The 23273-nt window shown below is 60.3% G+C and carries 24 protein-coding genes and 1 riboswitch; of the genes, 15 read left to right on the top strand and 9 right to left on the bottom strand.

Features of this window, described 5'->3' with window-relative positions:
- Positions 1–2: 2 nt before the first annotated feature.
- Positions 3–689 (bottom strand): response regulator transcription factor, encoded by a 687-nt coding sequence (locus DFR34_RS08100; RefSeq protein ID WP_110390699.1) that lies wholly within the window; start codon positions 687–689, stop codon positions 3–5.
- A gap of 446 nt (positions 690–1135) precedes the next feature.
- On the opposite strand from DFR34_RS08100, the gene DFR34_RS08095 reads away from it, so the two are divergent.
- Together DFR34_RS08095 and DFR34_RS16810 are read left to right on the top strand one after the other, a co-directional pair.
- Positions 1136–2134 (top strand): EF-hand domain-containing protein, encoded by a 999-nt coding sequence (locus DFR34_RS08095; RefSeq protein WP_158281767.1) that lies wholly within the window; start codon positions 1136–1138, stop codon positions 2132–2134.
- A gap of 129 nt (positions 2135–2263) precedes the next feature.
- Positions 2264–2512 carry a hypothetical protein gene (locus DFR34_RS16810; protein WP_146215087.1) on the top strand — a complete coding sequence of 83 codons (249 nt, stop codon included), beginning with the start codon at positions 2264–2266 and terminating at the stop codon, positions 2510–2512.
- Positions 2513–2530: 18 nt separating this feature from the next.
- On the opposite strand, the gene thiC is transcribed toward DFR34_RS16810, so the two are convergent.
- Positions 2531–4444: a phosphomethylpyrimidine synthase ThiC gene (gene thiC / locus DFR34_RS08090; RefSeq protein ID WP_110390647.1), complete on the bottom strand. Its 1914-nt coding sequence runs from the start codon at positions 4442–4444 to the stop codon at positions 2531–2533.
- 46 nt (positions 4445–4490) lie between these two features.
- A riboswitch (TPP riboswitch) is annotated at positions 4491–4596 on the bottom strand.
- A gap of 75 nt (positions 4597–4671) precedes the next feature.
- On the opposite strand from thiC, the gene DFR34_RS08085 reads away from it, so the two are divergent.
- The 3 genes from DFR34_RS08085 to ung all read left to right on the top strand — a co-directional run bounded on the left by DFR34_RS08085 (position 4672) and on the right by ung (position 6494).
- Positions 4672–5331 (top strand): protein-L-isoaspartate O-methyltransferase family protein, encoded by a 660-nt coding sequence (locus tag DFR34_RS08085; RefSeq protein WP_110390646.1) that lies wholly within the window; start codon positions 4672–4674, stop codon positions 5329–5331.
- Positions 5331–5663 (top strand): rhodanese-like domain-containing protein, encoded by a 333-nt coding sequence (locus DFR34_RS08080; protein WP_110390645.1) that lies wholly within the window; start codon positions 5331–5333, stop codon positions 5661–5663. Before DFR34_RS08085 ends, DFR34_RS08080 begins: the two co-directional genes overlap by 1 nt.
- Positions 5664–5765: 102 nt before the next feature.
- Positions 5766–6494 carry a uracil-DNA glycosylase gene (gene ung / locus DFR34_RS08075; protein WP_110390644.1) on the top strand — a complete coding sequence of 243 codons (729 nt, stop codon included), beginning with the start codon at positions 5766–5768 and terminating at the stop codon, positions 6492–6494.
- A 190-nt stretch (positions 6495–6684) separates the two neighbouring features.
- On the opposite strand, the gene DFR34_RS08070 is transcribed toward ung, so the two are convergent.
- The 3 genes from DFR34_RS08070 to DFR34_RS16805 are packed head-to-tail and all read right to left on the bottom strand — an operon-like array spanning position 6685 to position 8657.
- Positions 6685–7650: an NAD-dependent epimerase gene (locus DFR34_RS08070; protein ID WP_110390643.1), complete on the bottom strand. Its 966-nt coding sequence runs from the start codon at positions 7648–7650 to the stop codon at positions 6685–6687.
- Positions 7651–8400 (bottom strand): glycosyltransferase family 2 protein, encoded by a 750-nt coding sequence (locus DFR34_RS08065; RefSeq protein ID WP_110390642.1) that lies wholly within the window; start codon positions 8398–8400, stop codon positions 7651–7653. It abuts the gene before it with no gap.
- Between the two features lie 8 nt (positions 8401–8408).
- Positions 8409–8657 carry a hypothetical protein gene (locus DFR34_RS16805; protein ID WP_146215086.1) on the bottom strand — a complete coding sequence of 83 codons (249 nt, stop codon included), beginning with the start codon at positions 8655–8657 and terminating at the stop codon, positions 8409–8411.
- A gap of 238 nt (positions 8658–8895) precedes the next feature.
- Between DFR34_RS16805 and waaC the strand changes: the two genes are divergently transcribed.
- Together waaC and waaA are read left to right on the top strand one after the other, a co-directional pair.
- Positions 8896–9867, top strand: coding sequence for a lipopolysaccharide heptosyltransferase I (gene waaC / locus DFR34_RS08060; RefSeq protein ID WP_110390641.1), 972 nt, complete (start codon positions 8896–8898; stop codon positions 9865–9867).
- Positions 9864–11126, top strand: coding sequence for a lipid IV(A) 3-deoxy-D-manno-octulosonic acid transferase (waaA, locus tag DFR34_RS08055; protein WP_110390640.1), 1263 nt, complete (start codon positions 9864–9866; stop codon positions 11124–11126). Before waaC ends, waaA begins: the two co-directional genes overlap by 4 nt.
- Before the next feature lie 97 nt (positions 11127–11223).
- Here the strand turns inward: waaA and DFR34_RS16800 are convergent, their stop codons facing one another.
- Positions 11224–12705 carry a hypothetical protein gene (locus DFR34_RS16800; RefSeq protein WP_146215085.1) on the bottom strand — a complete coding sequence of 494 codons (1482 nt, stop codon included), beginning with the start codon at positions 12703–12705 and terminating at the stop codon, positions 11224–11226.
- A gap of 488 nt (positions 12706–13193) precedes the next feature.
- Here DFR34_RS16800 and DFR34_RS08045 point away from each other — a divergent pair, with 488 nt between their 5' ends.
- Genes DFR34_RS08045 through DFR34_RS08030 form a run of 4 tightly spaced genes read left to right on the top strand, consistent with a single transcriptional unit; the run spans position 13194 to position 17974 of the window.
- A complete protein-coding gene (locus tag DFR34_RS08045; protein ID WP_110390638.1) occupies positions 13194–13697 on the top strand; it encodes a hypothetical protein in 504 nt (167 codons plus the stop codon).
- Positions 13698–13711: 14 nt separating this feature from the next.
- Entirely contained in the window at positions 13712–15295 is a 1584-nt protein-coding gene (locus tag DFR34_RS08040) for a hypothetical protein (protein ID WP_110390637.1), read from the top strand.
- A 47-nt stretch (positions 15296–15342) separates the two neighbouring features.
- Positions 15343–17280 (top strand): hypothetical protein, encoded by a 1938-nt coding sequence (locus DFR34_RS08035; protein ID WP_110390636.1) that lies wholly within the window; start codon positions 15343–15345, stop codon positions 17278–17280.
- Positions 17195–17974, top strand: coding sequence for a hypothetical protein (locus DFR34_RS08030; RefSeq protein ID WP_211309335.1), 780 nt, complete (start codon positions 17195–17197; stop codon positions 17972–17974). The genes DFR34_RS08035 and DFR34_RS08030 overlap by 86 nt, the downstream gene beginning before the upstream one ends.
- A 207-nt stretch (positions 17975–18181) precedes the next feature.
- On the opposite strand, the gene thiE is transcribed toward DFR34_RS08030, so the two are convergent.
- The gene (thiE, locus tag DFR34_RS08025) at positions 18182–18811 is read right to left on the bottom strand and encodes a thiamine phosphate synthase (protein WP_110390634.1); all 630 of its coding nucleotides are present in this window, start codon (positions 18809–18811) and stop codon (positions 18182–18184) included.
- Positions 18798–19667, bottom strand: a complete 870-nt coding sequence (thiD, locus tag DFR34_RS08020; protein ID WP_245906841.1) for a bifunctional hydroxymethylpyrimidine kinase/phosphomethylpyrimidine kinase — start codon at positions 19665–19667, stop codon at positions 18798–18800. Before thiD ends, thiE begins: the two co-directional genes overlap by 14 nt.
- Positions 19668–19734: 67 nt before the next feature.
- On the opposite strand from thiD, the gene DFR34_RS08015 reads away from it, so the two are divergent.
- From DFR34_RS08015 to hemL, 4 genes are read left to right on the top strand one after another with little or no spacing between them, the layout of a single operon-like run.
- Entirely contained in the window at positions 19735–19899 is a 165-nt protein-coding gene (locus DFR34_RS08015) for a rubredoxin (RefSeq protein WP_110390632.1), read from the top strand.
- A gap of 21 nt (positions 19900–19920) precedes the next feature.
- Positions 19921–20337: a CopD family protein gene (locus DFR34_RS08010; RefSeq protein WP_110390631.1), complete on the top strand. Its 417-nt coding sequence runs from the start codon at positions 19921–19923 to the stop codon at positions 20335–20337.
- A gap of 29 nt (positions 20338–20366) precedes the next feature.
- The gene (locus DFR34_RS08005; RefSeq protein WP_110390630.1) at positions 20367–20858 is read left to right on the top strand and encodes a CYTH domain-containing protein; all 492 of its coding nucleotides are present in this window, start codon (positions 20367–20369) and stop codon (positions 20856–20858) included.
- Entirely contained in the window at positions 20855–22138 is a 1284-nt protein-coding gene (gene hemL, locus DFR34_RS08000; RefSeq protein WP_110390629.1) for a glutamate-1-semialdehyde 2,1-aminomutase, read from the top strand. Before DFR34_RS08005 ends, hemL begins: the two co-directional genes overlap by 4 nt.
- A gap of 53 nt (positions 22139–22191) precedes the next feature.
- On the opposite strand, the gene DFR34_RS07995 is transcribed toward hemL, so the two are convergent.
- Entirely contained in the window at positions 22192–23202 is a 1011-nt protein-coding gene (locus tag DFR34_RS07995; RefSeq protein WP_110390628.1) for a transporter, read from the bottom strand.
- Between the last annotated feature and the right edge of the window lie 71 nt (positions 23203–23273).

Here is a 23273-nt window from a genome sequence, read left to right as displayed (position 1 = left end):
CCTCACTCCCGGATAAATTGATAGCCAATGCCGCGAATGGTTTCAATCCACGACTGGCCATCCGGGCGACGGCCCAGTTTGTGGCGGATGCTGCTTAGGTGCACGTCAATGCTGCGGTCAAAACGCGTCAGCGAGCGGCCCAGCGCCTGCTCGGACAGCTCGCGCTTGCTGACCACCCGGCCAGCATTGCGCGCCAGTTGCAGCAGCAGATTGAATTCGGTGCTGGTCAGCTCCAGCGGTGCATTGCGCCATTGCGCGGTGCGTTTGCCTGGCCACAGTGTCAGCTCGCCAATCTGCAGCAGATTGTCTGCCGACTCCGTGGGCGTGCTGTTCACCCGGCGCAACACGGCGCGGATGCGCGCCACCAGCTCGCGCGGGGTGCAAGGCTTGGGCACATAATCATCCGCGCCCATTTCCAGGCCAATGATGCGGTCTACATCGTCGCCCTTGGCGGTGAGCATGATGATTGGCGTGCTGATTTGCGAACGCACGCGGCCCAGCACTTCCACGCCGCTGGCGCGCGGCATCATCACATCCAGCACGATCAGCGCGTATTGGCCAGACAATGCCTCCTGGGCGCCAGCTTCACCATCGTGAGCCAAAGTCACGGCAAAGCCCTCCTGCGCGAGGTAATCGCGCAACATCTCGGCCAGTTCGACATCGTCATCGACCAGCAATAGCCGGTTCATGGCGGGATTTCCTTGTAAAAGCGTCATGTCTTGCATGATAACGGTTCCTGATTGGCGCTCTGAGCGGCTTTGCCAGGCTTTACCCAGCTTTACATAGCCTGACTGACGGCAAAAATCGCCATCGGCACGGATGGCGGCTATTTGGCAAATGTTAAATCCATTGTGCATCAGCCATTTGCCCAGCAGCGTGTTTTGGCAGGATTTGCCAGGCCAGGCGGCAAAAACTGCCAGCCGGCCCATCCATGCCAGGGGTGAATGTTTCCGCCATCGACCCCGCGCGGCAAAACTCGATGACATTTAACGCAAATTTACCCGACTTTACCAACAACAACCTTTAATTTCATGAACTTAGGTGAGATTCTTGCAATCACGCAGCCGGCAGTCATCGCTTTGGCGCATGCACTGCCCTACCCACTTACCGTGACATGCTTATAAGGAGCCTCACCATGTCGATGAGCATCTCAAGCAGCACCAGCGCCGCCTCGGCCATGATGTTTTCCCGCACTGGCGGCGCGCGCCAGCGCCCCGACGCCAGCCAGATGGCGGACGACCTGTTTTCCAAACTGGACACCCAAAACAAAGGCTATCTGGAATCCAGCGACCTGGCCTCGGCCTTGGGCAGCAACAACAGCTCGACCAGCAGCGCCAGCGCTGAAGAGGTGTTCAAATCGCTGGACAGCGACAGCGACGGCAAGCTGACCAAAACCGAGCTGAGCGACGGCCTGAAAAAAGTGCAAGATCAGCTGGAGAACAGCTTCCAGGCCATGCGCACCAAGGGCAAGGGCGATATGCCGCCCCCGCCGCCGCCGCAAGGTGGAAATGGTGATGCAGACAGCGACACCGACAGCAGCAGCACCAGCAGCAGCCAATCCGCCAGCTATGACCCGGCCGACACCAATAAAGACGGCACAGTCAGCGCCACCGAAGCCTTGGCTTACGCGCTGTCCAATTCCAGCAGCACCTCCAGCAGCAGCGATGCCTCGACCAGCAGCAGCTCGACCGACACCACCGCCAGCAACACCGATATCGCCAATGCACTGGCCAGCATGATGCAGAACGTGCTGCAACCGGGCCAGGCTGAAGGCCATCACGGCCACCATGGCGGCGGCAAGAAGGACGAAGGCCTGACGGCAGATCAAATGACCGAAATCGCCAGCAAGACGGACGATAGCGATCTGGCCAGCCTGATGAAAACCCTGGCCAGCAACTTTGAAGCCGCTGACGCCAATGGTGACGGCAAGGTGACCCACGACGAAGCCATGGCTTACCAAGAGCAAAACCAGGCCACCGGCGCCACCACCACGGCCAGCACCAGCTCAAGCAGCAGCGCCAGCGCGCTGGATGAGAATGTGGTGAAGCAAATCATGCAGCTGGTGCAAACCTACAGCGGCCAATCCAGCAGCAAGGCACAAAGTTCGCTGGGCACGGTGTCCATCGCCGCCTGATGATTCACGTGAAACATCTGGCGTGAACGCAAAAAACCCTCGGGCAACCGAGGGTTTTTTGTAGGCTGATAGTAAGGTTGGCGCAGTGGCAACGACAGATAGCATGCACACCCTTACCAGGAGAACAGCATGCCAATCACCTCAGCCACCCACGCCAGCAGCCCCGCCCTGCATGCACAACTGAGCCGTTGCCAACAGCAACTGGCCGACTGGATGGCTTGCCCATCAGGCAAAACACCAGAAGGTCAGCGCACCATTGCCAGCTTGAATACTCAAGCCAGTGAGCTCAAGCACGCACTGACAAGCACGCAAACCTCAACGGCCACCCCTAGCGCCAACCCTGGCGCCGTTGGCATGCAGGTGGACACCTGGGCATAGCCAAGGGCATGCGGCAGCTTACAGCTTGTCGTACAGCTTGCCGCCGCCCTTCACAAACTCCACCGACTTCACTTCCATGCCTTGCTGCAAGGCGGCTTCGGCGCTGATGCCTTGCTGGGCGGCGTAGTCGCGCACGTCCTGGGTGATTTTCATCGAGCAGAAGTGCGGGCCGCACATCGAGCAGAAGTGCGCCACCTTGGCGCTGTCCTTGGGCAAGGTTTCATCGTGGAAGCTCTTGGCCTTGTCCGGGTCCAGGCCCAGATTAAACTGGTCTTCCCAGCGGAACTCAAAGCGCGCCTTGCTCAAGGCATTGTCGCGAATCTGTGCGCCAGGGTGGCCCTTGGCCAAGTCCGCCGCATGGGCGGCCAGCTTGTAGGTGATGATGCCTTCTTTGACATCATCTTTATTGGGCAGACCCAGATGCTCTTTCGGCGTCACATAGCAGAGCATGGCGCAGCCATACCAGCCAATTTGCGCGGCGCCAATCGCCGAGGTGATGTGGTCGTAGCCGGGGGCGATGTCGGTGGTCAGCGGGCCAAGGGTGTAGAACGGCGCTTCGTCGCACCATTCCAGTTCTTTGTCCATATTCTCTTTGATCAGCTGCATCGGCACATGGCCGGGGCCTTCGATCATCACCTGCACATCGTGCTTCCAGGCAATCTGGGTGAGCTCGCCCAGGGTTTTCAGCTCGCCCAGCTGGGCGTCATCGTTGGCGTCGTAAATCGAGCCAGGACGCAGGCCATCGCCCAGGCTGAAGGCCACATCGTAGGCCTTCATGATCTCGCAGATTTCCTCAAAATGGGTGTAGAGGAAGTTTTCTTGATGGTGGGCCAGACACCATTTGGCCATGATCGAGCCACCCCGGCTGACGATGCCGGTCATGCGCTCGGCAGTCATCGGCACATAGCGCAGCAGCACGCCAGCATGGATGGTGAAGTAATCCACGCCTTGTTCGGCTTGCTCGATCAGCGTGTCTTTGAAGATTTCCCAGGTCAGGTCTTCGGCCTTGCCGCCGACTTTTTCCAGCGCCTGATAAATCGGCACCGTGCCAATCGGCACCGGGCTGTTGCGAATGATCCACTCGCGGGTTTCATGGATGTTTTTGCCGGTGGACAAATCCATGATGGTGTCGGCGCCCCAGCGGATGCCCCAGGTCATTTTTTCGACTTCTTCGCCAATGCTGGAAGTCACCGCGCTATTGCCGATATTGCCGTTGATCTTCACCAGGAAGTTGCGGCCGATGATCATCGGCTCGGATTCCGGGTGGTTGATATTGGCCGGGATGATGGCGCGGCCACGGGCGATTTCGTCGCGGACGAATTCCGGGGTGATTTCTTCCGGAATGCCAGCGCCAAAGCGTTGGCCGGGGTGTTGACGGGTGAGCAGACGCGCCATTTTTTCGCCTTGCGGGCCGCTGGCCTTCAGGCTGGCCAGGTATTCACGGCGACGCAGGTTTTCCCGAATCGCCACATATTCCATTTCCGGGGTGATGATGCCACGGCGAGCGTAATGCATCTGGCTGACATTGGCCCCGGCCTTGGCGCGGCGCGGCGCGCGGGTGAGGTTAAAGCGCAACGGGTCGAGCTTTTCGTCGGCGGCGCGCTGACGGCCGTATTCGCTGGACAAATCCGCCAGCAGCTCGGTGTCCTGGCGTTCTTCAATCCAGGCGGCGCGCAGCGCAGCCAGGCCAGAGCGCACGTCGATGCGCACGGCCGGGTCGGTGTACGGGCCGGAGGTGTCGTACACGGTAATCGGCGGGTTGGCTTCGCCGCCAAACGAGGTGGGGGTGTCGGCCTGGCTGATTTCACGCATCGGCACCCGGATATCCGGGCGGCTGCCAGTCACGTAAATCTTTTTCGAGTTGGGCAGCGGCTGGACAGCGGCCTGGTCAACCTCGGCGGTCTGGTTGAAGGGGGTGTGCGGTGCGTTCATGGCGGATTTTCCTCGTGTTCGGCAAAAAAACGGGAAACCGCACAATACGTGCGCCATCCCGCTTCCCTACGCCGATATGAGCCGGATCAGGTTCAAAGGGTAACTCTCATTCCCGGGGCCGGCAGGCCAACGGGAAACCCCTAGCGGACAGTGCTGTGAAGCTAAAGCAAATATGGGATAATTGCAAGGTACTGTCATGGCTCGATAAACCTCGTTCGGAGTGGTCAATGGATTTTGAAAAAGCCCGGTTCAACATGGTCGAACAACAGATTCGCCCGTGGGATGTGCTCAATACGCAGCTGCTGGATCTGCTGTTTCACGTGAAACGCGAAAACTTCGTCGCCGACAATCAAAAGGCCATTGCCTTTGTCGATACCGAACTGCCCCTGCCCAACGGCAGCCGCATGCTGCAACCGAAGATGGAAGCGCGCATCCTGCAAGAGCTGAACATTGCCGCAGACGAAAAAATCCTGGAAATCGGCACCGGCAGCGGTTATCTGACCGCCCTGCTGGCCAGCGTGGGCAAACATGTCTACAGCCTGGACATCGACGCCAATATGACCGCGCTGGCCAAGGCCAATCTGGCGCGCGCCGGCATCCAGAATGTCACCCTGGTGACCGCCAATGGCGTGGGCGGCTTGCCGACCAATGCGCCGTTTGACGTCATCGTGGTGGGCGGCGCCTTGCCCAGCGTGCCGGAAGAACTCACCAGCCAGCTGGCGGTGGGCGGCCGCATGCTGGTGGTGGTGGGCGATCTGGCCCCGCTGGCCGCCACCCTGGTCGAGCGCGTCAAAGAAGGCCCCAGCGGCCTGCGCAGCACCGTGCTGTTTGAAACCCATCTGGACGCGCTGCAAGGCGTGGGCCAGCCGGAACGCTTTGTGTTCTGATGGGCGCCGTTCAAGAAATCACCGCCCGCGCCCTGGCAGACTGGCTGAACGACGCCAGCCGCCCGGCGCCGCATCTGTTGGATGTGCGCGAAGAATGGGAATACGCCCATTGTCACCTGGCCAATAGCCAGCTGATGCCGATGCACAGTGTGCCGCTGCACATGAACAGCCTGCCGGACGATGCGCCACTGGTGGTGATCTGCCACCATGGCGTGCGCAGCTATCAGGTGGCGGCGTATTTGCTCAACGCTGGCTTTGCTGAGGTATTCAGCCTGGCCGGCGGTGTGGCCGCCTGGGCCGATCAGGTGGATCCGGCCATGCCGCGCTACTGATTGCCCAGCGTGATTTACCCCGCACAACGGCCAGCCCCTGCTGGCCGTTGTGCATTCATCCCCAGCTTATCCACAGACGCGGCGCCCGCCGCCTAGACGATCATGTCCGACCTCAGCTTTCTTGCCCCCGCTTACGCAAACCTAGACGCAGACTGGCGCCGCGCCTTGTCTGCGGTGTGGACGCAGCCAAAATGGCGCGCGCTGGACCACGCTTTGCAGCAGCGCCACGCCGCTGGCGCGCAAATTTATCCACAGCGCGAAACCGTGTTTCACGCGCTCAACCTCACCCCGCCTGATCAGGTGAAAGTGGTCATTCTCGGCCAAGACCCTTACCACGGCGAAGGCGAGGCGCACGGCCTGGCGTTCTCGGTGCCGGCCGGGGTGAAAATCCCGCCCTCGCTGCGCAATATCTTTGCCGAACAACAACAAGACCTGGGCGCACCCACGCCACGCCATGGCGACCTGAGCGCCTGGGCGCGGCAAGGCGTGCTGTTGCTGAACAGCGTGCTGACCGTAGAAAAAGACTGCGCCAACAGCCACCGCAAACTGGGCTGGGAGGTGCTCACCCACGCGGTGATCAAACACCTGGCCGAACGCGACACCCCCACGGTGTTTTTGCTGTGGGGCAGCGCCGCTCAAAAACTGGGCGCGCCAGCCGCAGCCAATCCCCAGCATGGTGTGCTGAACAGCGTGCATCCGTCGCCATTGTCGGCGTATCGCGGCTTTTTTGGCTGCCAGCATTTTTCGCAGGCCAATGCCTTTTTGCGCACCCATGGCCGTGGGGAGATTGATTGGCGTTTGCCAGATGGAGGCAGCGGAAGCTTATTTTGACCGCAGATGCGTGATAAAAAAGCCGGCGAATGGATATTCACCGGCTTTTTTATTGGGCGGAATGCTCCACGTGGAACATTCGCCGTGTCTATTTTTTACACTCAGCGCCGCTCAGCAAACCCAGCGCAGCGGCCTTGGCAGGCGTGTGACCGCAGACAGTGTGGGTAGTACGGCAAGGTCGTGAGCGGTTCTAGCACTGGTGATACGCCCGATACCAATCAACAAACCGCCGCATGCCGTCAGCCAAGGGCGTATCCGGCGAAAACCCGACAGCGTCGCGCAGTTTTTGCGTATCGGCGTAGGTAATCGGCACATCGCCATCTTGCATGGGCAGGTAGATTTTTTCTGCTTCACGCCCCAGCGCCTGTTCGATGGTGCTGATGAAAGTCATCAATTCCACCGGCTGGTGATTGCCAATATTGTACAGCGTGTGCGGGCAATCCCCCTGCGGCAGCTGTGCCAGCACGCGCAGGATGCCTTCGACAATATCGTCGATATAGGTGAAATCGCGCTGCAAACGGCCGTGATTGAACACCTTGATCGGCTCGCCACGCAGGATGGCTTCGGTAAACAGCCACGGCGCCATATCGGGCCGACCCCAGGGACCATACACGGTAAAAAAGCGCAAACCCGTGGCCGGCAGTTGATACAGATGGCTGTAGCTGGCGGCCATCACTTCGTTGGCTTTTTTGCTGGCGGCGTAAAAACTCACCGGCTGGTCGGTGCGGTCATCTTCGGCAAACGGCGCTTTGGCGTTTTTGCCGTACACCGACGACGAGCTGGCGTACACCAGATGCTGCACCGGATGTTGGCGGCAGGCTTCCAGAATATGGGTCATGCCCAGCAGATTGGACTGTGCATAAGCATGCGGATTCTGGATCGAGTAACGCACCCCGGCTTGCGCCGCCAGGTGAATCACTGCATCCGGGCGCTGTTCGGCAAACAGGGCATCCAGCGCCGGCCAGTCGGCCACGTCCAGTGGATAAAATTGCAGGCCGGGCTGTTCACGCAAGGTGGCCAGCCGGGCGTGCTTGAGGCTGACGGCGTAATAGTCGTTGAGATTATCCACAGCCACCACCTGGTGGCCGGCCTTGAGCAGCGCCTCAGCAGTGGCGCGGCCGATAAATCCGGCAGCGCCGGTGAGCAATACTTTCATTTACTGGCGACTCTTGCGTTGTAGTTCATAAAGCTTGGCGTATTTCATCATGCTATTCATGCAGCCAATGCTGATATGCACAAATCCGGGCAATCCATCTCGCCATCCCTGGCGAACCAAATAAAACTTGATAAAGCGCACCAAGGGGCTGAGCAGCATTTTACTGGCAGATGGGCTTTTTTGTTTGGCTAATAATGCCTCGGCTTGTAAATCGGTGTATTGATTCTGTTTGCGTAAATATTCACCCAGCACCTCGCCGGATTCATGCATCAAATCACCCTGTAGCTTGCCGATAAGTCCTTGATATTGCACAGTTTCGTGCACTGCATCATCTGACCATTGCGCATGTTGGCGGTGAAACAGCCGCAAGCTCCAATCAGGATAGCCTTCACCGTGCTTTAAAAACCGCCCCATGAATTTATTACATCTGGGCATGGTGAACGCCCAGGTTTTATGATCAGCATTCAGCTGTTGAATACTGTGTTTTAGCCGATCCGATAACCATTCATCCGCATCCAGACATAATACCCAATCATATTGAGCTTGCTGAACAGCAAATTGTTTTTGTTTGCCAAACCCTAGCCAGGTTTGCTGAATGACACGGGCGCCAAATTGTTCAGCGATTGCCATTGTATTGTCTTGGCTGCCGGAATCGACCACCACAATATCGTCAATAAAGTCGCAGCTGGCCAAACATTTGGCCAAGGTGGCTTCGGCATTCAGGGTGATAAGCACCAGAGACAGTTGCATGACTTGTCTTAATAATTGAATACAAATTTAAAAGGACGATGAAACAATAGTCCGGCAAAGTCTGTGGGTAACACTGTTTTACATTGATAAATCAACAGATTACGTTGTTTGCGCTTTACCGGATGACCCACCTTGTCTGATGTTGGCGCATTGTGGACAACTTTGCCGCTTGGGTGTTTTGCTGAGTTATCCACAGCTGTCTGACGGTCTGTCGGCAAAGCGCGGTGGACAGTTATTTTGCCTGCAATCGCTTTCAAACACGATCCCATTTTAAAAAAAGACGATGAAACAATACTTGGCAAAAACTGTGGATAACATGGTAAATCTGTATAAAAATCATCGCTTTGCCTTGTGTATGGGCTTGGGGTAAGTTCTACGGCGGGCCGGTGGTGAGTTTGTGGATAAGTTTTCCACAGGTGGAAAACCTTGAGTTATCCACAGCTGGCCCCGGGGATTTCGCTTGGTTAACCCCCAGGCCGCCCGTACAATCGCGGCATGTCACGACTTTTGCTTGTTCGCATGTCGTCCATGGGCGACTTGATCCACACCTTGCCTGCCTTGACCGATCTGGCCTGCCGCTTTCCGGATTTGCGCGTGGATTGGTTGGCGGAAGAGGCGTTTACCGATATTCCCCGTCTGCACCCGGCGGTGGCCCAGGTGTTGCCGATTGCCTGGCGGCGCTGGCGCAAACAGCTGTGGAGCCCGTCGGTGTGGCGGCAGATGCGCGCCTGTTATCAACAGCTCAACGCCACGCCGTACGATCTGGTGTTGGATGCCCAAGGCCTGCTGAAAAGCGCGCTGGCCGCGCGCCTGGTTCGGCGCACGCCGCTGGGCGGCTATGCCGCCGACAGCATCCGCGAGCCGCTGGCCAGCCGCTTCTATCACAAGACCTATCACGTCAGCCGCACGCTGTCGGCCATCACCCGCAACCGCCTGTTGCTGGGCCAGGCCTTTGGCTATCAGCCTGATCTGGCGCACATCCGCTTTGGCATTCAGCCCGGCGCGCGCCCGGCCTGGCTGCATGCCGAGCGCTACGCCGTGCTGCTGACCGCCACCTCGCGCGCAGAAAAAGAATGGCCCGAGGCGCACTGGCTGCGCCTGGGCGCCGCCTTGCACGCCCAGGGGGTGGCCGTGGTGTGGCCGTGGGGCAATGCCGTCGAGCAGGCGCGCGCCTTGCGTCTGGCCGATGGCCTGCCCGGCAGCCAGGCCGCGCCCAAGCTGCGCCTGGCCGAAGCCGCCGGCCTGCTGGGCCACGCCTGCGCCGTGGTGGGGGTGGACACCGGGCTGACCCATCTGGCCAATGCCCTGGATGTGCCCTTGGTGGCGCTTTACACCGACACCGACCCGGCCTTGACGGGCGTGGTCCCGTCGGCGCGGGCGATGAATCTGGGTGGGGTGGGGCAATGCCCGGATGTCGAGGCGGTGCTGGCGGCGCTGGCGCGCTGCCAGGCTGGGGTGGCGGCATGATCTGGCCGCTGCTGTACGCGGCGCTGTGGAAGCTGGCGCCGCCCTTGATTGGCCATTACCTGCGCCGACGCGCGCGCAAGCAGCCGGAATACCTGCAACACTGGGATGAGCGCTGGGCGCGCGGCGAGCCGCGCGCAGACGACGCCCACGGCGCCATCTGGGTGCATGCGGTGTCGGTGGGGGAAACCCGCGCCGCCGCGCCGCTGGTGGCCGCTTTGCGCGCGCGCTGGCCCGACAAACCCCTGTTGATCACACAAATGACCCCCACGGGCCGGGAAACCGCCCTCAGCTTGTATCCCGACGCCTGCGTGCGCTACCTGCCCTACGACGCCCCGGATGCCGTGGCGCGCTTTCTAGGCCGCTATCAGCCGATGTTTGGCGTGCTGATGGAAACCGAACTGTGGCCGCACCTGATTGCCGGCTGTCGCGCGCACGGCGTGCCGCTGTTTCTGGCCAATGCCCGTTTGTCTGAGCGTTCGGCGCGCGGCTATCGGCGCGCGGCCGGGCTGATTGGCCCGGCGCTGGCCAGCCTGGACGGCGTGGCGGCGCAAAGCGAAGACGACGCCGCCCGCCTGCGCGCGCTGGGCGCCCGCCAGGTGGCGGTGTGCGGCAATCTGAAATTTGACATCACCCCGCCGCCACAAGCCGCCGCGCTGGCCGCCCAGCTGCGCCAATGGCGCGGAGAACGCCCGCTGTGGATGGCGGCCAGCACCCGCGAGGGCGAAGAAGCCCTGCTGCTGGACGCCCTGCCCGCCGACAGCCCGGCGGTGCTGCTGCTCACCCCGCGCCACCCGCAGCGCTTTGCCGAAGTGGCCGAGCTGTTGCGCGCGCGCGGCATCCCGTTTCAGCGCCGCAGCAACAACACCGCCCTGCGCGCCGACACCCGCGTCTGGCTGGGCGACAGCATGGGCGAGATGTTTGCCTACTATCAGGCCGTCGATCTGGCCTTTATCGGCGGCAGCCTGCTGCCGCTGGGCGGGCAAAACCTGATCGAACCGGCTGCTGTGGGCTGCCCGGTGCTGATTGGCCCCTCCACCTTCAACTTTGCCGAAGTCACCCGCCTGGCCCTGGCCGAAGGCGCCGCCCGCCAGGTGGCCGACGCTGACGAACTGCACCGCACCGTCGCCACCCTGCTGGCCGACCCCGATGCCCGCCAGCGCATGGGCGCCGCCGGTCTGGCCTTCGCCCAACGCCACCGGGGCGCGACAGCGCGCACCCTGGCGCATTTATTGGGCTGTGTGGGGGAGGCGGTGGATTGAGGGATCACGCGCGGCGCACGAGCCCACGCTGAACTGGCGGGTGCGCCTGGCGTGGCAAGGCCGCGCAACAACGCCAGGACAGTGTGGCGAGTGGCGTTTACAGCCAAGGCCGTAGCCACGGCCAAGTGATGTGTTGCAACTGATTCGGCCAATATTGCACCGCCCACTGCCAGGCAAACGCCCAGATATTGAACGTCATCAACACCAGATTCACCCGCAGCCAGCGGCGCACCGGGATTGCCAGGCGGTGTAATTCGGCTTTCAATTCTTCGGTATAGCCTTTGTGAAAATCCCCGGCTCCTTCCAAAGCCTTGCCATGCGCCGCCCGCACCGGGTAAGCCGCCAATAGCAAGCCAAGCAGAGACAGCGCCAGCAGCACCAGCAGACCATAGCGCAGCCCCAAAGTCGGCAGCGGCAGATGGCCATAGACCACCGTCACCCAGTGCGGAAACAGCGCGCGCACATCGTCAGGCAAATATGCAGCCAGCAGCCAGCCGACAAAACCCACCCACACCGACCACAAAACGGATTGCACGGCCCGAGTGGTCCAGTAGGCGGTTTTATGGCGCATGGTTTCATCATTGGCCCACAGCACCGGACTGAGCAGCAGCGCCACCGGCCCCCACAGCCAGGCGCTGGCTTTGAGGTTCCAGCGGTAGAGCAAGGCGGGGAGGTAAATGAGGGGGGCAAGGGTTGTAAGGGTCAGAAAGCTAAGTATCTTGTTGTCAAGTTCGCCCTCTATCTTGTACCCGAACAACCCTTGCAAACTCAATTGACTGTCAATTTCTCCCGCTCCCGGCAAGAGCTCCGGTAGATGGCGGGCATCAATAACGCAAACGGTTTCGCGCCAATTTTTCGGAAAAGCGGTTAAGCCCAAGCGCCAATATTGAAGGGTTGCCAAAAGACGGATGAATATAGCGCGAACGAAGAAGCCGAACATTATGGTGGGCAGCATTAACAGTATCAAAGAATAATTTAAATGTTTTGTGGGGCTGATATTTATAAATGTAACAACAAGCATACCAACAGCTACACTCGCAACGATATCCAAACCTACAACTATGCTTACACCCACAACTACGCCTGCAACCGTACCCACATATGCACGCTCATGTACAGCAGTGGATGTGGTTATAGGGCCATAGACAAAAATTAAAGTTAAAGTAAAAACAAAGGTAACCGCTCCTCCTCCCAGCATCGCTCCGCGCCAGAACGCCGCCCAGCCGGTTTGCCCCTGCAAGAAATGTTGTGCTCCCCAGTAGCTCAGTCCTGCTGCCAGTCCCACGGCTACGAGCCCGGTTAGCCAGTCCTGGCCTGTGGATACTTCCTTATTCTCCATATACCCCGCCAACATCTCTTTTCCCGCTTCCACCGACTCCGGCGAGCGCAGCAGCAGCACGGGGGCGGCCATCAGGCCGATGAGGGTGAGCCAGGGCCAGGGGGACAGGCTGCTCAGCCCCCAAAAAAAGGCCATGGCCAGGGGGATTTCCAGCAGCGCCAGCCGGGAAATCTGCCCGCGCTGGATAGAATCTTCGGTGCTTATCCACACCCAGCCAGATGAATGGGTTTTTTCGCTCATCAAGGTTTCTCTGCCAAGAAAAAATGCATGGTTTATGACGGAATCGGATAAATCTCAGGCGCCGCTGGGCGGTGCAGGGTGAAATCTGAACATCTTGGTAAAGATGCCACTTGCCATCATCGGATGACAAGTCATGCTGGAGGTGAGCGGTACTGATGAGGGCGCTCTCGGCGCCAGGGCCGCTGTGCTGATGTAGAGAATGACTATTAATTATATATTTACGTATTTCTACGTATATGAATATATGCCAAATCAGAGCAAGATGATGCGATTTTTGCAAAATAAGTAAGCTCACGTGCTTATGCCTGCACTCGCTACGCTTGTGCCTCTTGGCGCGGCTCACAAAACCCTCCTGGCGTTGTGACACGACCTTGCGGTACTCGCTGCCGTACTGTCTGCGGTCGTCCGCCTAGCCAGGATCGCTTTGCTAAGTTTTGTTGGCCGCGCTTAATCACCATCCGCATCCACTCATAAGCAGTAGAAGAAACATGAACTGGTACAAAGCACTGCTGATCTCGCTGATTTGCCTGGCGGGCTGCAATGAATCTCGCAATACCGCCAACCAGGCCAGCCCGGCGCCCGTTGCCGAAGCCAGCCAAAGCAAGGTTACCCTCGATGCGGTGCGCAATGAGCTGATGAAGCACAACTTCGGCCAGGCCAACCAGCTTGCCGACCAACTGACGGCGGCCTCGCCCAGCGTGGTCGAAGCCTGGGTGGTGGCGGCCGAAGCCAAGGCCGCCAACCAAAACCGCCTTGCCGCCCTGGCTGCGCTTGAACAGGCGTTCAACCACGGCTTGCGTGAAGTCAGCCTGATCGAGCAGAGCCGCTACCTCGCCGACATTCGCAACGGCGAAGAATATCGCACCCTGCTGCATCGCTTCGGCCTGCGCACCCATACCACCCAAGCCGCAGTGGGTGACGTGTCCATCGTGCAAGGTGGCGGCGTCACCGAAGTGCGTGCTGGCGATGTTTCCGTAAAACTCCCCGACTAAATACTGGATTTAGCATGAAAAAAACCACACTGGCGCTGGCCCTTGCCACGATATTGGCCAGCACCTTTGCCCATGCATTGGAAATTGAAACACGGGGCGTGGGCACTGCCCAGAAAAGCCTGTTCAGCAACGCCGCCGATATTCGCGGCGCCGCCATGCGGCAGGCAAAACGCAATGCCGTACTGGCCGCGCTGGATAAAGTGGTTGGCGCTGGCACCCGCAACAACCCAAAGGTGCAAGAACAACTGGAAGAGCTGATTGCCCAAGTTGGCGAGCAGGTGTTCTACGATCCGATGCCGGACATGGTGGGCGACACGTATCGCATTAATATCACCTTGCGCATGGATGACAAGCAACTGCGCAGTGTGATCAGCGATTTGGGCCTGGCTCTTAACACCAACACGGTGCGCAGCCAGTCTTTTCTTGTGCTGATGGATGAATTTTTCACCACGCCGACCGATCTGCGCGCACCGCTGGAAGAGCTGATCGAATACAAGCACGAAGCGGGCAACTCGTATAAAGAAAAAGAAGCCGCTGCCCGCTCCAGTAAATCGGCGTATGTGGCTTCCGACAAGGCCGCCTATGCCGTCAAGGGCGCGTCTGCCAGCACGGTCAATGCCGGGTACGACAGCCGGGTGGCCGCTGCTCAAAACGACGGGCAGGGCGGTAAAGCGGCGGTGGCCGCACGTGACAGTGGGCGCTATTCCGCCGCCAGTGGCAGCACTTATCAGGCTGCCGGCGCGCGCAGCACCACCGTGGCTGCTGCATCCTCCAGCAGCGCAGCCTACGCGCATCAGGTCAACGCGGAAGAGCACGACAACACCTACTTCAAGAAACTGGTCAAATACCAGCCGCAAAATACCGGCCCGGACAAAAAGAACTACACGTACAACGAGCTGAAAGGCCAGTTTGTTGATCTGGACATTAAAGTAATCGACAACACACTGTTCCGCAGCCGGTATTTTGGCAACAAGCCGGTGACGCTGGACAAGCTGGAAAACAGCGCCGAGCTGGAAAAATACGTCAACTTTGCCAGAAAAGAAGCCACTGCCGATTACTTCATGCTGGGCACTTCGGTGATCTACGATCGCGGCATCGACAGTAACTCTGGCATGCACGCCTGTACCGGGGTGGCCAGCACCAAGAACTTCTCGACCAAAACCGGCGAAGACATCGGCTCGAGCACCCAGTCGGAAAACGCGGTCGGCCAGACCTCGGACGATTGCCGCGCCAAACTGGCGATCAAACTGTCGCAAAGCCTGGCCAGCCAGGTTGGCAAGCGCGTGCAAGACTATTACAAACGCCGCACGATGTACGGTAGTGAATATATCGTTCGTCTGACTGGCAGCAATATTTCGCTGATGACCCGCGTTGCCTTCAGCCAGGCGCTGAAAAATGTGCCCGCACTGGAAAATCAGGTGCAACGTCAGGCCAACGACCGGCAGGTTGAAATTGTCGCGGCGTATAAGGGCAGCGACCCGATTGACCAAGCTATCGCCATGGCGCTGGCGTCGGATCAGCAATTTTCCCGTCTTGATTCCAGAACCGACGGCAATATCATTACGCTGTGCATGAACGGCTGCGGCAAAGGCAAGTGATGAATAAAAAATTACTTGTCAGTGCTTTGTTTCTTGCGCTGGCGCCAATGTTGGCCAGCGCCGGGGAAACCATTCATGTTTACCCGGTGCCCGGTATTTTTTTTGATGAAGGCGCGGACAATCAAAAAGGCGTCGCCAGCAAGATCAGCCCTGAAATCGGCAAGGTGCTCAAGGCCAATATCCGGCAGAACGTCGGCTATGCAGGCCAGGCAATTGCCAAAAACTTTAACAACCTGACCCAGCAGATTGATGCCAAAAACCGCTATCGCACGCTGGCGGTTTCGGTGCAGGTGACCCGCGCGTCACGCTTTGAAGTCAATAAAAAAGACGGCACCCGCGATATCTACCTGCCGTTAACGCTCAGCCTGTATTTCAGCAACCCGCTCACCGGCGAGGTGCTGCAATCGTTCAACCAGACCCGGGTCACCACCTTTACCAGCACGCCCGACACCATTGCCGCCAAGATCAGCCAGTACACCCAGCAGAGCTTCGAGCGCACCCTGGATGAACTGCTGACCCATGCCGCCAGCCAGTTCAAGCCCTATGTGGTTGAGGCGACGGTCAAGGAAACCTGGAAAGGCTATGGCATTCTGGACAAAGGCTATGCGGCCGGGATTGGCAAGGACGATATCCTGCTGGATGCCGGGGGCAACGAGATCAAGATCGAGCATGCGGGCCAGGATTACGCCGTCGCCACGCCGATTGGCGGCAAGATTTCCTCTGGCGGCCGCTACGCCAGAACGTCGATGATGAAGCTGTCCGACGTCAAGAAGCCACGTGTGCTGGTGGTGGTCAGCGATGGCAATGCGGATATTCCGGATGCCGTGATGAGCCAGCTGTTTGCCGATCAGTTGGGCGCGGATGCCCAGTTTGCCGTGCTGCCGCTGAATGCAAACTATGGCAAGGTTCAGGCCGCAATCGACTCCAACACCCAAATCGGCTCGGCTGTCAGCGGGCAACGTGAGCTGCCTGATTACTTTATCCGGCTGGTTGTTCCCGATGTGGTCGAGTACGAAAAACCGACCAACCTCGCTTACAAAACACAGCGTCACTACAAATCGTGGGCATTTGCCGAACTGCTGGCAAAAAATGGCCAGGTGCTATTCGCCCGCCATGCCGACGAAAGCCTTCAGGACGTTGTCACCAACGGCATCGGCATCGCGGCGGCTGACCGCCGCGAAGTGGCGCTGAAAAACGCGCTGGTTGAATTGGCCGAAAAATTTTCTAAAGAGGTCAAGTTCAAGCACGCCACGCTGGAAATTACCGATACAGACAATGGCCAGCTCTGGGTGAACGATACCGCCCAAGTGCTGCAACCCGGACAAGCCGTGCGCATTTACCGGGAAATCAGCAAAGACGTGCTGGTCCCCACTTGGGAAGCGCGGGTTGAGGCGCGTGAAGGCCGTCGTATTGCACTGCGTGCTCAACTGGAAATTGCCGGCTCACCCCCTGCTCCGAGCAAGGGCGACAAGCTCCTGATTGATCAGATCAACACCCCGGCTGGCGGCGCCATGCGACTGGCCTACTGCCCCAATCCAAAAAGCCAGGTCGGCAGCCAGTTTGTGCCTCGCTACGATGAGCTGGCCTACGCGGTGGCGGCCCAAACCGGCTTCAATATGGTCAACCGTTCGCTCAAAGGCCTGGTTGAACGCCGGGTTGGCAGCGCCAGCGGCTTCAAGGCGAATATCAAGCTGCCGGAAGCTGCATTTGATCAATGCCTGGAATCACTGTACCGGATTGATCCCGTCGATAGCCCCTGCGAAGGCGATGCGTGCAGTACCCGTTACAAAGTCAAAACCGCATTCCGGCAAAAGCAGGGTGACACGGTCAGTCAACAGATGATTCTTGAACATACCTTCAAGACCAGCGGTTATCAGCAAAATATCGACAGCACCCAGCTTGGCCAATTGCAACGGGCAGAGTTGTATGAGGATGTTGGCGAATTGCTCAAACAAACCGCAAAAAATCTTTTTCAAACCAAGTAGCAAACCAAGGCACATCATGAAAAAAGCAAAAATTGCAGCAACCCTGCTGGCCCTGTCCATGGCCGCTGGCCATCAAGCGCATGCGTTTGGTCTGGGTGACCTGACTAAAGCCGTCACCGGCACCACCGCGAGCACCAGCAATGTGTCCGGTGACGATGTGGATGCATTCATCCAGACCGCTCGTCAGGCTGATCAATTGATCAACCAGTCGGCCCGGTTGATCTATCTGGCGCTGGCCAGCCAAGAAGAAAAGGCCAAGCACGAAGCCGCCATAAAAGCGGCTAATGAGATGACCGATGTGTCTGAAAAAAAGGCCAAGCTTGAACAGATCAATGCCGACACGGCCACCGCGCTGCAAAAGACGCTGAACAATCAGGAAACCGTCAACAGCATCAACAAGATGAACGCTGCACAGCGCAAAAACCTGGCGGGTTCTGCGTTCAACTTCATGCTTGGCCTGATGAAAGACAAGGAACTGGCCCAGCGCAGCACCAATCTGGTCAGCGGCGTGAGCAGCAACCCGATGCTGGCGCCCAAATTGGTCAATCTGAAAGAAGCCGTCAATTCGGTCAGCGGGCAAGTCACCAATGGTGTCAAAATCGCTGATGGCTTGGTGAGCCTGGCCAAGGCCGGCAATATGAAGATCATGCCGGCATCCACTTCCGATAAGCCGGTGGCGGTGTCTGAGCTGTAAACACCGATCTACAAAGTGCGGCCAAGCGCCGCTCAACACCCAGCGAAGTGACCCTGGTTAAGCGTGTGACCACGGACAGTACGCGTTGTACGGCAAAGTTGTACAACAAAGCCAGGAGGGGTGGGTGAGCGACGCTACATAAAACTTAGCGGCCGCGCGCCTGGCCAGGCGCGCGGCCGCTAAGTTTTATGCCAAGGTCTGCTGTGGCTATCCCCACCCCGCACTCAACGCGCACGCCGCCGCCAGCGGGTCTTCCGCGTCAAACACCCCGCCAATCACCGCCAGCATATCGGCGCCGGCCGCGACAATCTCGCCTGCATTGGCCGGGGTGATGCCGCCAATCGCCACGCGCGGCGCGCCCAGCGCGGCGCTGTCGGCAAACAGGCTGAGCGGGGCGCGCACGGCATTCGGTTTGGTGGCGGAGGGGCAGACGGCGCCAAAGGCCACGTAGTCGGCGCCGGCGGCGATGGCGGCGTGCGCCAGCGGCAGTTGGTCGTAGCACGAGGCGCCGAGGATGGCGTGTTCGCCCAGGCGGGCGCGGGCGGCGGCGATGTCGCCGTCGTCGCGGCCCAGGTGCACGCCGTCGGCGCCCACTTGGGCGGCCAGCGCCACGTCATCGTTGATGATCAGCCCGACGCCGGCGGCGCGGGTGAGCGCGCGCAGGGTTTGCGCCTGCGCCAGGCGTAGCGCCGGGTCGGTGGATTTATTGCGGTATTGCAGCAGCGCCGGCCGCGCCGGCAGCACGCGCAGGCACTGGCTGAACAGGCGCAGGCTGTCGGTGGTGTCCGGGGTGATCAGATACAGCCCACGGCGGGGCAGGGCGTCAGGCCAGGCCATCGGGCTCTCCTGCGGCGGGGGCTTCGTCTTCGGCGGTGGCGTCGCCGCGCGCCCAGAACAGGCGGTCGGGGATGGCCTGGCCCATGCCGGGGCGGAAGGCGCGGTTGAGGGTTTCCCAGGTGTAGGCCTGCGCCTCGCGCACGGCGTCGGGCATGCTCAGGCCATTGGCCAGCGAGCCGGCGATGGCCGAGGCCAGCGTACAGCCCGAGCCGTGGTAGCTGCCGGGCAGCCGTGGCCAGTGTTCGCGCGAGGTCATGCCGCTGCGGTGATACAGGGTGTTGCACACCTGCACGGTGTTGTCGTGGGTGCCGGTGATCAGCACGTATTCCACACCGGCCTGCAAGAGCCGCTGCGCCGCCTGCGGCAGCGAGAGCTCGTCTTCTTCGTCCGGGTTGCTGGCCGCCAGCCGGCGGGCTTCGATGCTGTTGGGGGTGACCAGCGTGGTCAGCGGCAGCAGCAGATCGCGGATGGCTTCGCACAGCTCTTCGCGCGCCAGCTCGTCGCCGCCGCCCGAGGCCAGCACCGGGTCGAGAATCAAGGGCACGTCCGGGTAGTCGGCGGCGATTTCAGCAATCACGGCGGCGTTTTCCACGCTGCCTATCATGCCCACCTTGAACACCGAAACCGGCATGTCTTCCAGCAGAAAGCGCGCCTGATCAGACACTTGCTCGGCATCCATCACCCAGAAGTTTTCCACGCTGCGGGTGTCTTGTACGGTGACGGCGGTGATCACGGACAAGGGGTGACAGCCCAGGCTGGCCAGCGTCAGGATGTCGGCCTGGATGCCTGCGCCCCCGGAAGGGTCAGCGCCAGCCAGGGTCATGACGATGGGCGGAAATTCGGCGATTTGGGACAAGATGGATTCTCGAACGGGGTGAACAATGTAGAATTTCATTTTACCTGTCCCACCCCGGAGCAACCACATGAAAACCTGGATGTGCCTGATTTGCGGCTTTATCTATGACGAGGCGCAAGGCCGTCCCGAAGACGGCATCGCGCCGGGCACCCGCTGGGAAGATGTCCCGATGAACTGGACCTGCCCGGACTGCGGCGCGCGCAAGGACGATTTTGAAATGGTCGAGTTCTGACCACTGCACAAGGGCTGGCTGATGGATTACCTGATTATCAAGGCCTTGCATCTGTTTTTTGTCATCGCCTGGTTTGCCGGGCTGTTTTATCTGCCGCGCATTTTTGTCAATCTGGCCATGGCCGGCGATATGGTCGAACTGGCGCGGCTGAAGCTGATGGCCGGCAAGCTGTACCGCTTTATGACCCCGCTGGGGCTGATTGCCCTGGCGCTGGGCCTGGTGCTGTGGCTGGGCTATGGCGTCAGTGGCGGCTGGCTGCACGCCAAGCTGACGCTGGTGGCGGGCTTGATTGTCTATCACCTGATGTGCCGGCACTTTTTGCAGGTGTTTATCGCCGACGCCAACACCCGCAGCCACACCTGGTTTCGCGTGTTCAATGAAATCCCGGTGCTGATTCTGCTGGCGGTGGTGCTGCTGGTGATCGTGAAACCTTTCTGAAGATATCTGGCGCAGGAGCGCCATCCGCAATGGCAATGGAAATTGAACGCCGCTTTTTGGTCAGCGGCGACGGCTGGCGGCAGGCGCCGGGCCGGGTGCTCAAGCAGGGCTTTATCGCCGTATCGCGCGAGCGCGTGGTGCGCGTGCGCGTGGACGGCGAGCAAGGCTGGCTGACGGTCAAGGCCATGGTCACCGACGCCTCGCGGCTGGAGTTTGAATACCCGATTCCGCTGGCCGACGCCGAACAGATGCTGGCGCAGGTGTGCCCGGCGGCAATGGAAAAAATCCGTCGTCGCGTCACCGTGGGCGCGCATGTCTGGGAAGTCGATGAATTTTTTGGCGACAACGCCGGTCTGGTGCTGGCGGAAGTCGAATTGCAGGATGAAGCCGAGCCGTTCGAGCGGCCGGCCTGGCTGGGGGCGGAAGTCACCGCCGACGGCCGCTACACCAACGCCCACCTGAGCCAGCATCCGTACTCGCGCTGGCCGCAGGGGCACACTACGCAGGATGCACATTCATGAGTCGCAACCACACCCTTTTTGAACGCGCCCGCCATTCCATCCCCGGCGGCGTCAACTCGCCGGTGCGCGCCTTTGGCAGCGTGGGCGGCACGCCGATTTTTTTCCAGCGCGGCCAGGGCGCGTCTCTGTGGGACGCCGACAACACCCAATATATTGACTACGTTGGCTCCTGGGGCCCGGCCATTGTCGGCCACGCCCACCCCGAAGTGATTGCCGCCGTGCAGGCGGCGGCGGTGAACGGCCTGTCGTTTGGCGCGCCGACCGAAGCCGAAATCCTGATCGCCGAAGAAATCATCAAGCTGGTGCCGTCGATTGAATCGGTGCGCCTGGTGTCGTCCGGCACCGAAGCCACCATGAGTGCCATCCGCCTGGCGCGCGGCTTTACCGGCCGTGACAAGATCGTCAAGTTTGAAGGCTGCTACCACGGCCATTCCGACAGCTTGCTGGTGAAAGCCGGTTCGGGTCTGCTGACCTTTGGCACGCCCAGCTCGGGTGGCGTGCCGGCGGATTTCACCCGCCACACCCTGGTGCTGGAATACAACAACGTCGAACAGCTGACGCAAACCTTTGCCGAGCTGGGCGACCAGCTGGCTTGTGTGATTCTGGAGCCGTTTGCCGGCAATATGAATCTGATTCGCCCCAGCGCCGAGTTTGTCGCCGCGCTGCGCGAGCTGTGCACCCGCCACGGCGCGGTGCTGATTTACGATGAAGTGATGACAGGCTTCCGTGTGGCGCTGGGCGGCGCGCAAGAGCTGCACGGCATCCGCCCGGACTTGACCACGCTGGGCAAGGTGGTGGGCGGCGGCATGCCGATTGGCGCCTTTGGCGGCCGCGCCGACATCATGGCCTGCATCGCCCCGCTGGGTTCGGTGTATCAGGCTGGCACGCTGTCCGGCAACCCGGTGGCGGTGGCTGCCGGGCTGACCACGCTCAAGCTGATTCAGGCTGAAGGCTTCCACGCCCGCCTGGGCGAGCGCACCCGCCAACTGGTCGATGGCCTGGCCGCCGCCGCCCGTGAAGCTGGCGTAACGTGCAGCACCGACAGCGTGGGCGGCATGTTCGGGCTGTATTTCACCGCTGAGGTTCCGCGCAGCTACGCCGAGGTGATGCAGTCCGACCGCGAGCTGTTCAACCGCTTCTTCCACGCCATGCTGGCCGAAGGCGTGTATCTGGCGCCGTCGGCGTTTGAGGCGGGTTTTGTGTCTGCTGCGCACACCGAAGCCGACATCGACGCCACCGTGGCGGCGGCGCGCCGGGCATTCGCCAAACTGGCGGCGTGATGCTGCTTTGCGCCCACTGCGCCATAAAAAACGCCCGCGTCAGCGGGCGTTTTTTATGGCCGTTGCCGGCCAAAAGCCCAGCTTCCCGCCAGGACGGTGAACGCCGCAATCAAACCCACCAGCACCCAAAAACCATGCGGGTGCTCGGCCAGCGGTATCCCTCCGACGTTCATGCCAAATAAGCCCGCCACGATATTGATCGGCAGCGCCAGCACGGTGACCAGGGTCAGGGTGAACAGCGTGCGGTTGCTTTGCTCGTTGAGCTGGGCAGCCAGTTCTTCTTGCAAGAGTTTCAGCCGCTCGGTCAGCGCGCCCAGGTCGTTCAGCGCCACGGCAAATTCTTCGCTGGATTCGCGCAAGCCCTGCACCGCGTCGGCGTCCAGCCAGGCCGGTGGGCGGTTAAGCAGGCGAAACAGCGCCGCCGGCTCGGGGGCCAGCAGCCGTTGCAGGCGCACCAGCACCCGACGCATGCTGGCCAGCTCGGCACGGCTGTGGCGCGGGCGTTCGGCCAGTTGGCGGTCTTCGATGGCGTCCACCGCCTGCGAGGCGTCGCGCACGATCTGCGCCAGCACATCGGCCTGACCGCTGAGCAGATGCACCAGCAAATCCACCGGCGAGCCAAAGCGCACGCCGCGCTTCACCGCTGCGCGCAGTGCATCCACCGAGCGCAAGGGCTTAAGCCGGGCGGTAATCAGCAAATGCGCGTCGGCGTACACCCACAGCGATGAGACTTCCACCGCCGGGCTACCAAAAGTGAAAATCACATCGTTGATTACCGCGCGCAGCGCCTCGCCGTCCAGTTGCTCGATGCGGGTCGAAGCTGGGCCTTCGCGCAGGCCAGCGTAAAAATCTTCTGGCAGGCCCAGGTGCGCGCGCAGCCATTTTTCGCTGCCGCTGTGCGCCAGATTGACGTGCAGCCAGACAAAACCTCCATCGTCCAGGCCGGTGCGCAGGCGCGCCGGCCACTGGGTGGCTGGCAGCTCCAGCCCGGCGGTGTCGGGCCGAAAAGCAAAACCATACAGCACGCCCGCCTGATCTGCGCCGTATTCCCGCGAGATTTCCATTGCCTTGCTCCTGCTTTGCGCCATCCAGCGGCCAGCCTGCCAGCGGGATATGACAAAACGTCGTGCCTGCT

This window comes from Rivihabitans pingtungensis, assembly GCF_003201855.1.
GTDB classification, from domain to species: Bacteria; Pseudomonadota; Gammaproteobacteria; order Burkholderiales; family Aquaspirillaceae; genus Rivihabitans; species Rivihabitans pingtungensis.
The sequence above is the reverse complement of the archived record's forward strand: the minus strand, read 5'-3'. Positions and strand labels throughout refer to the sequence as shown.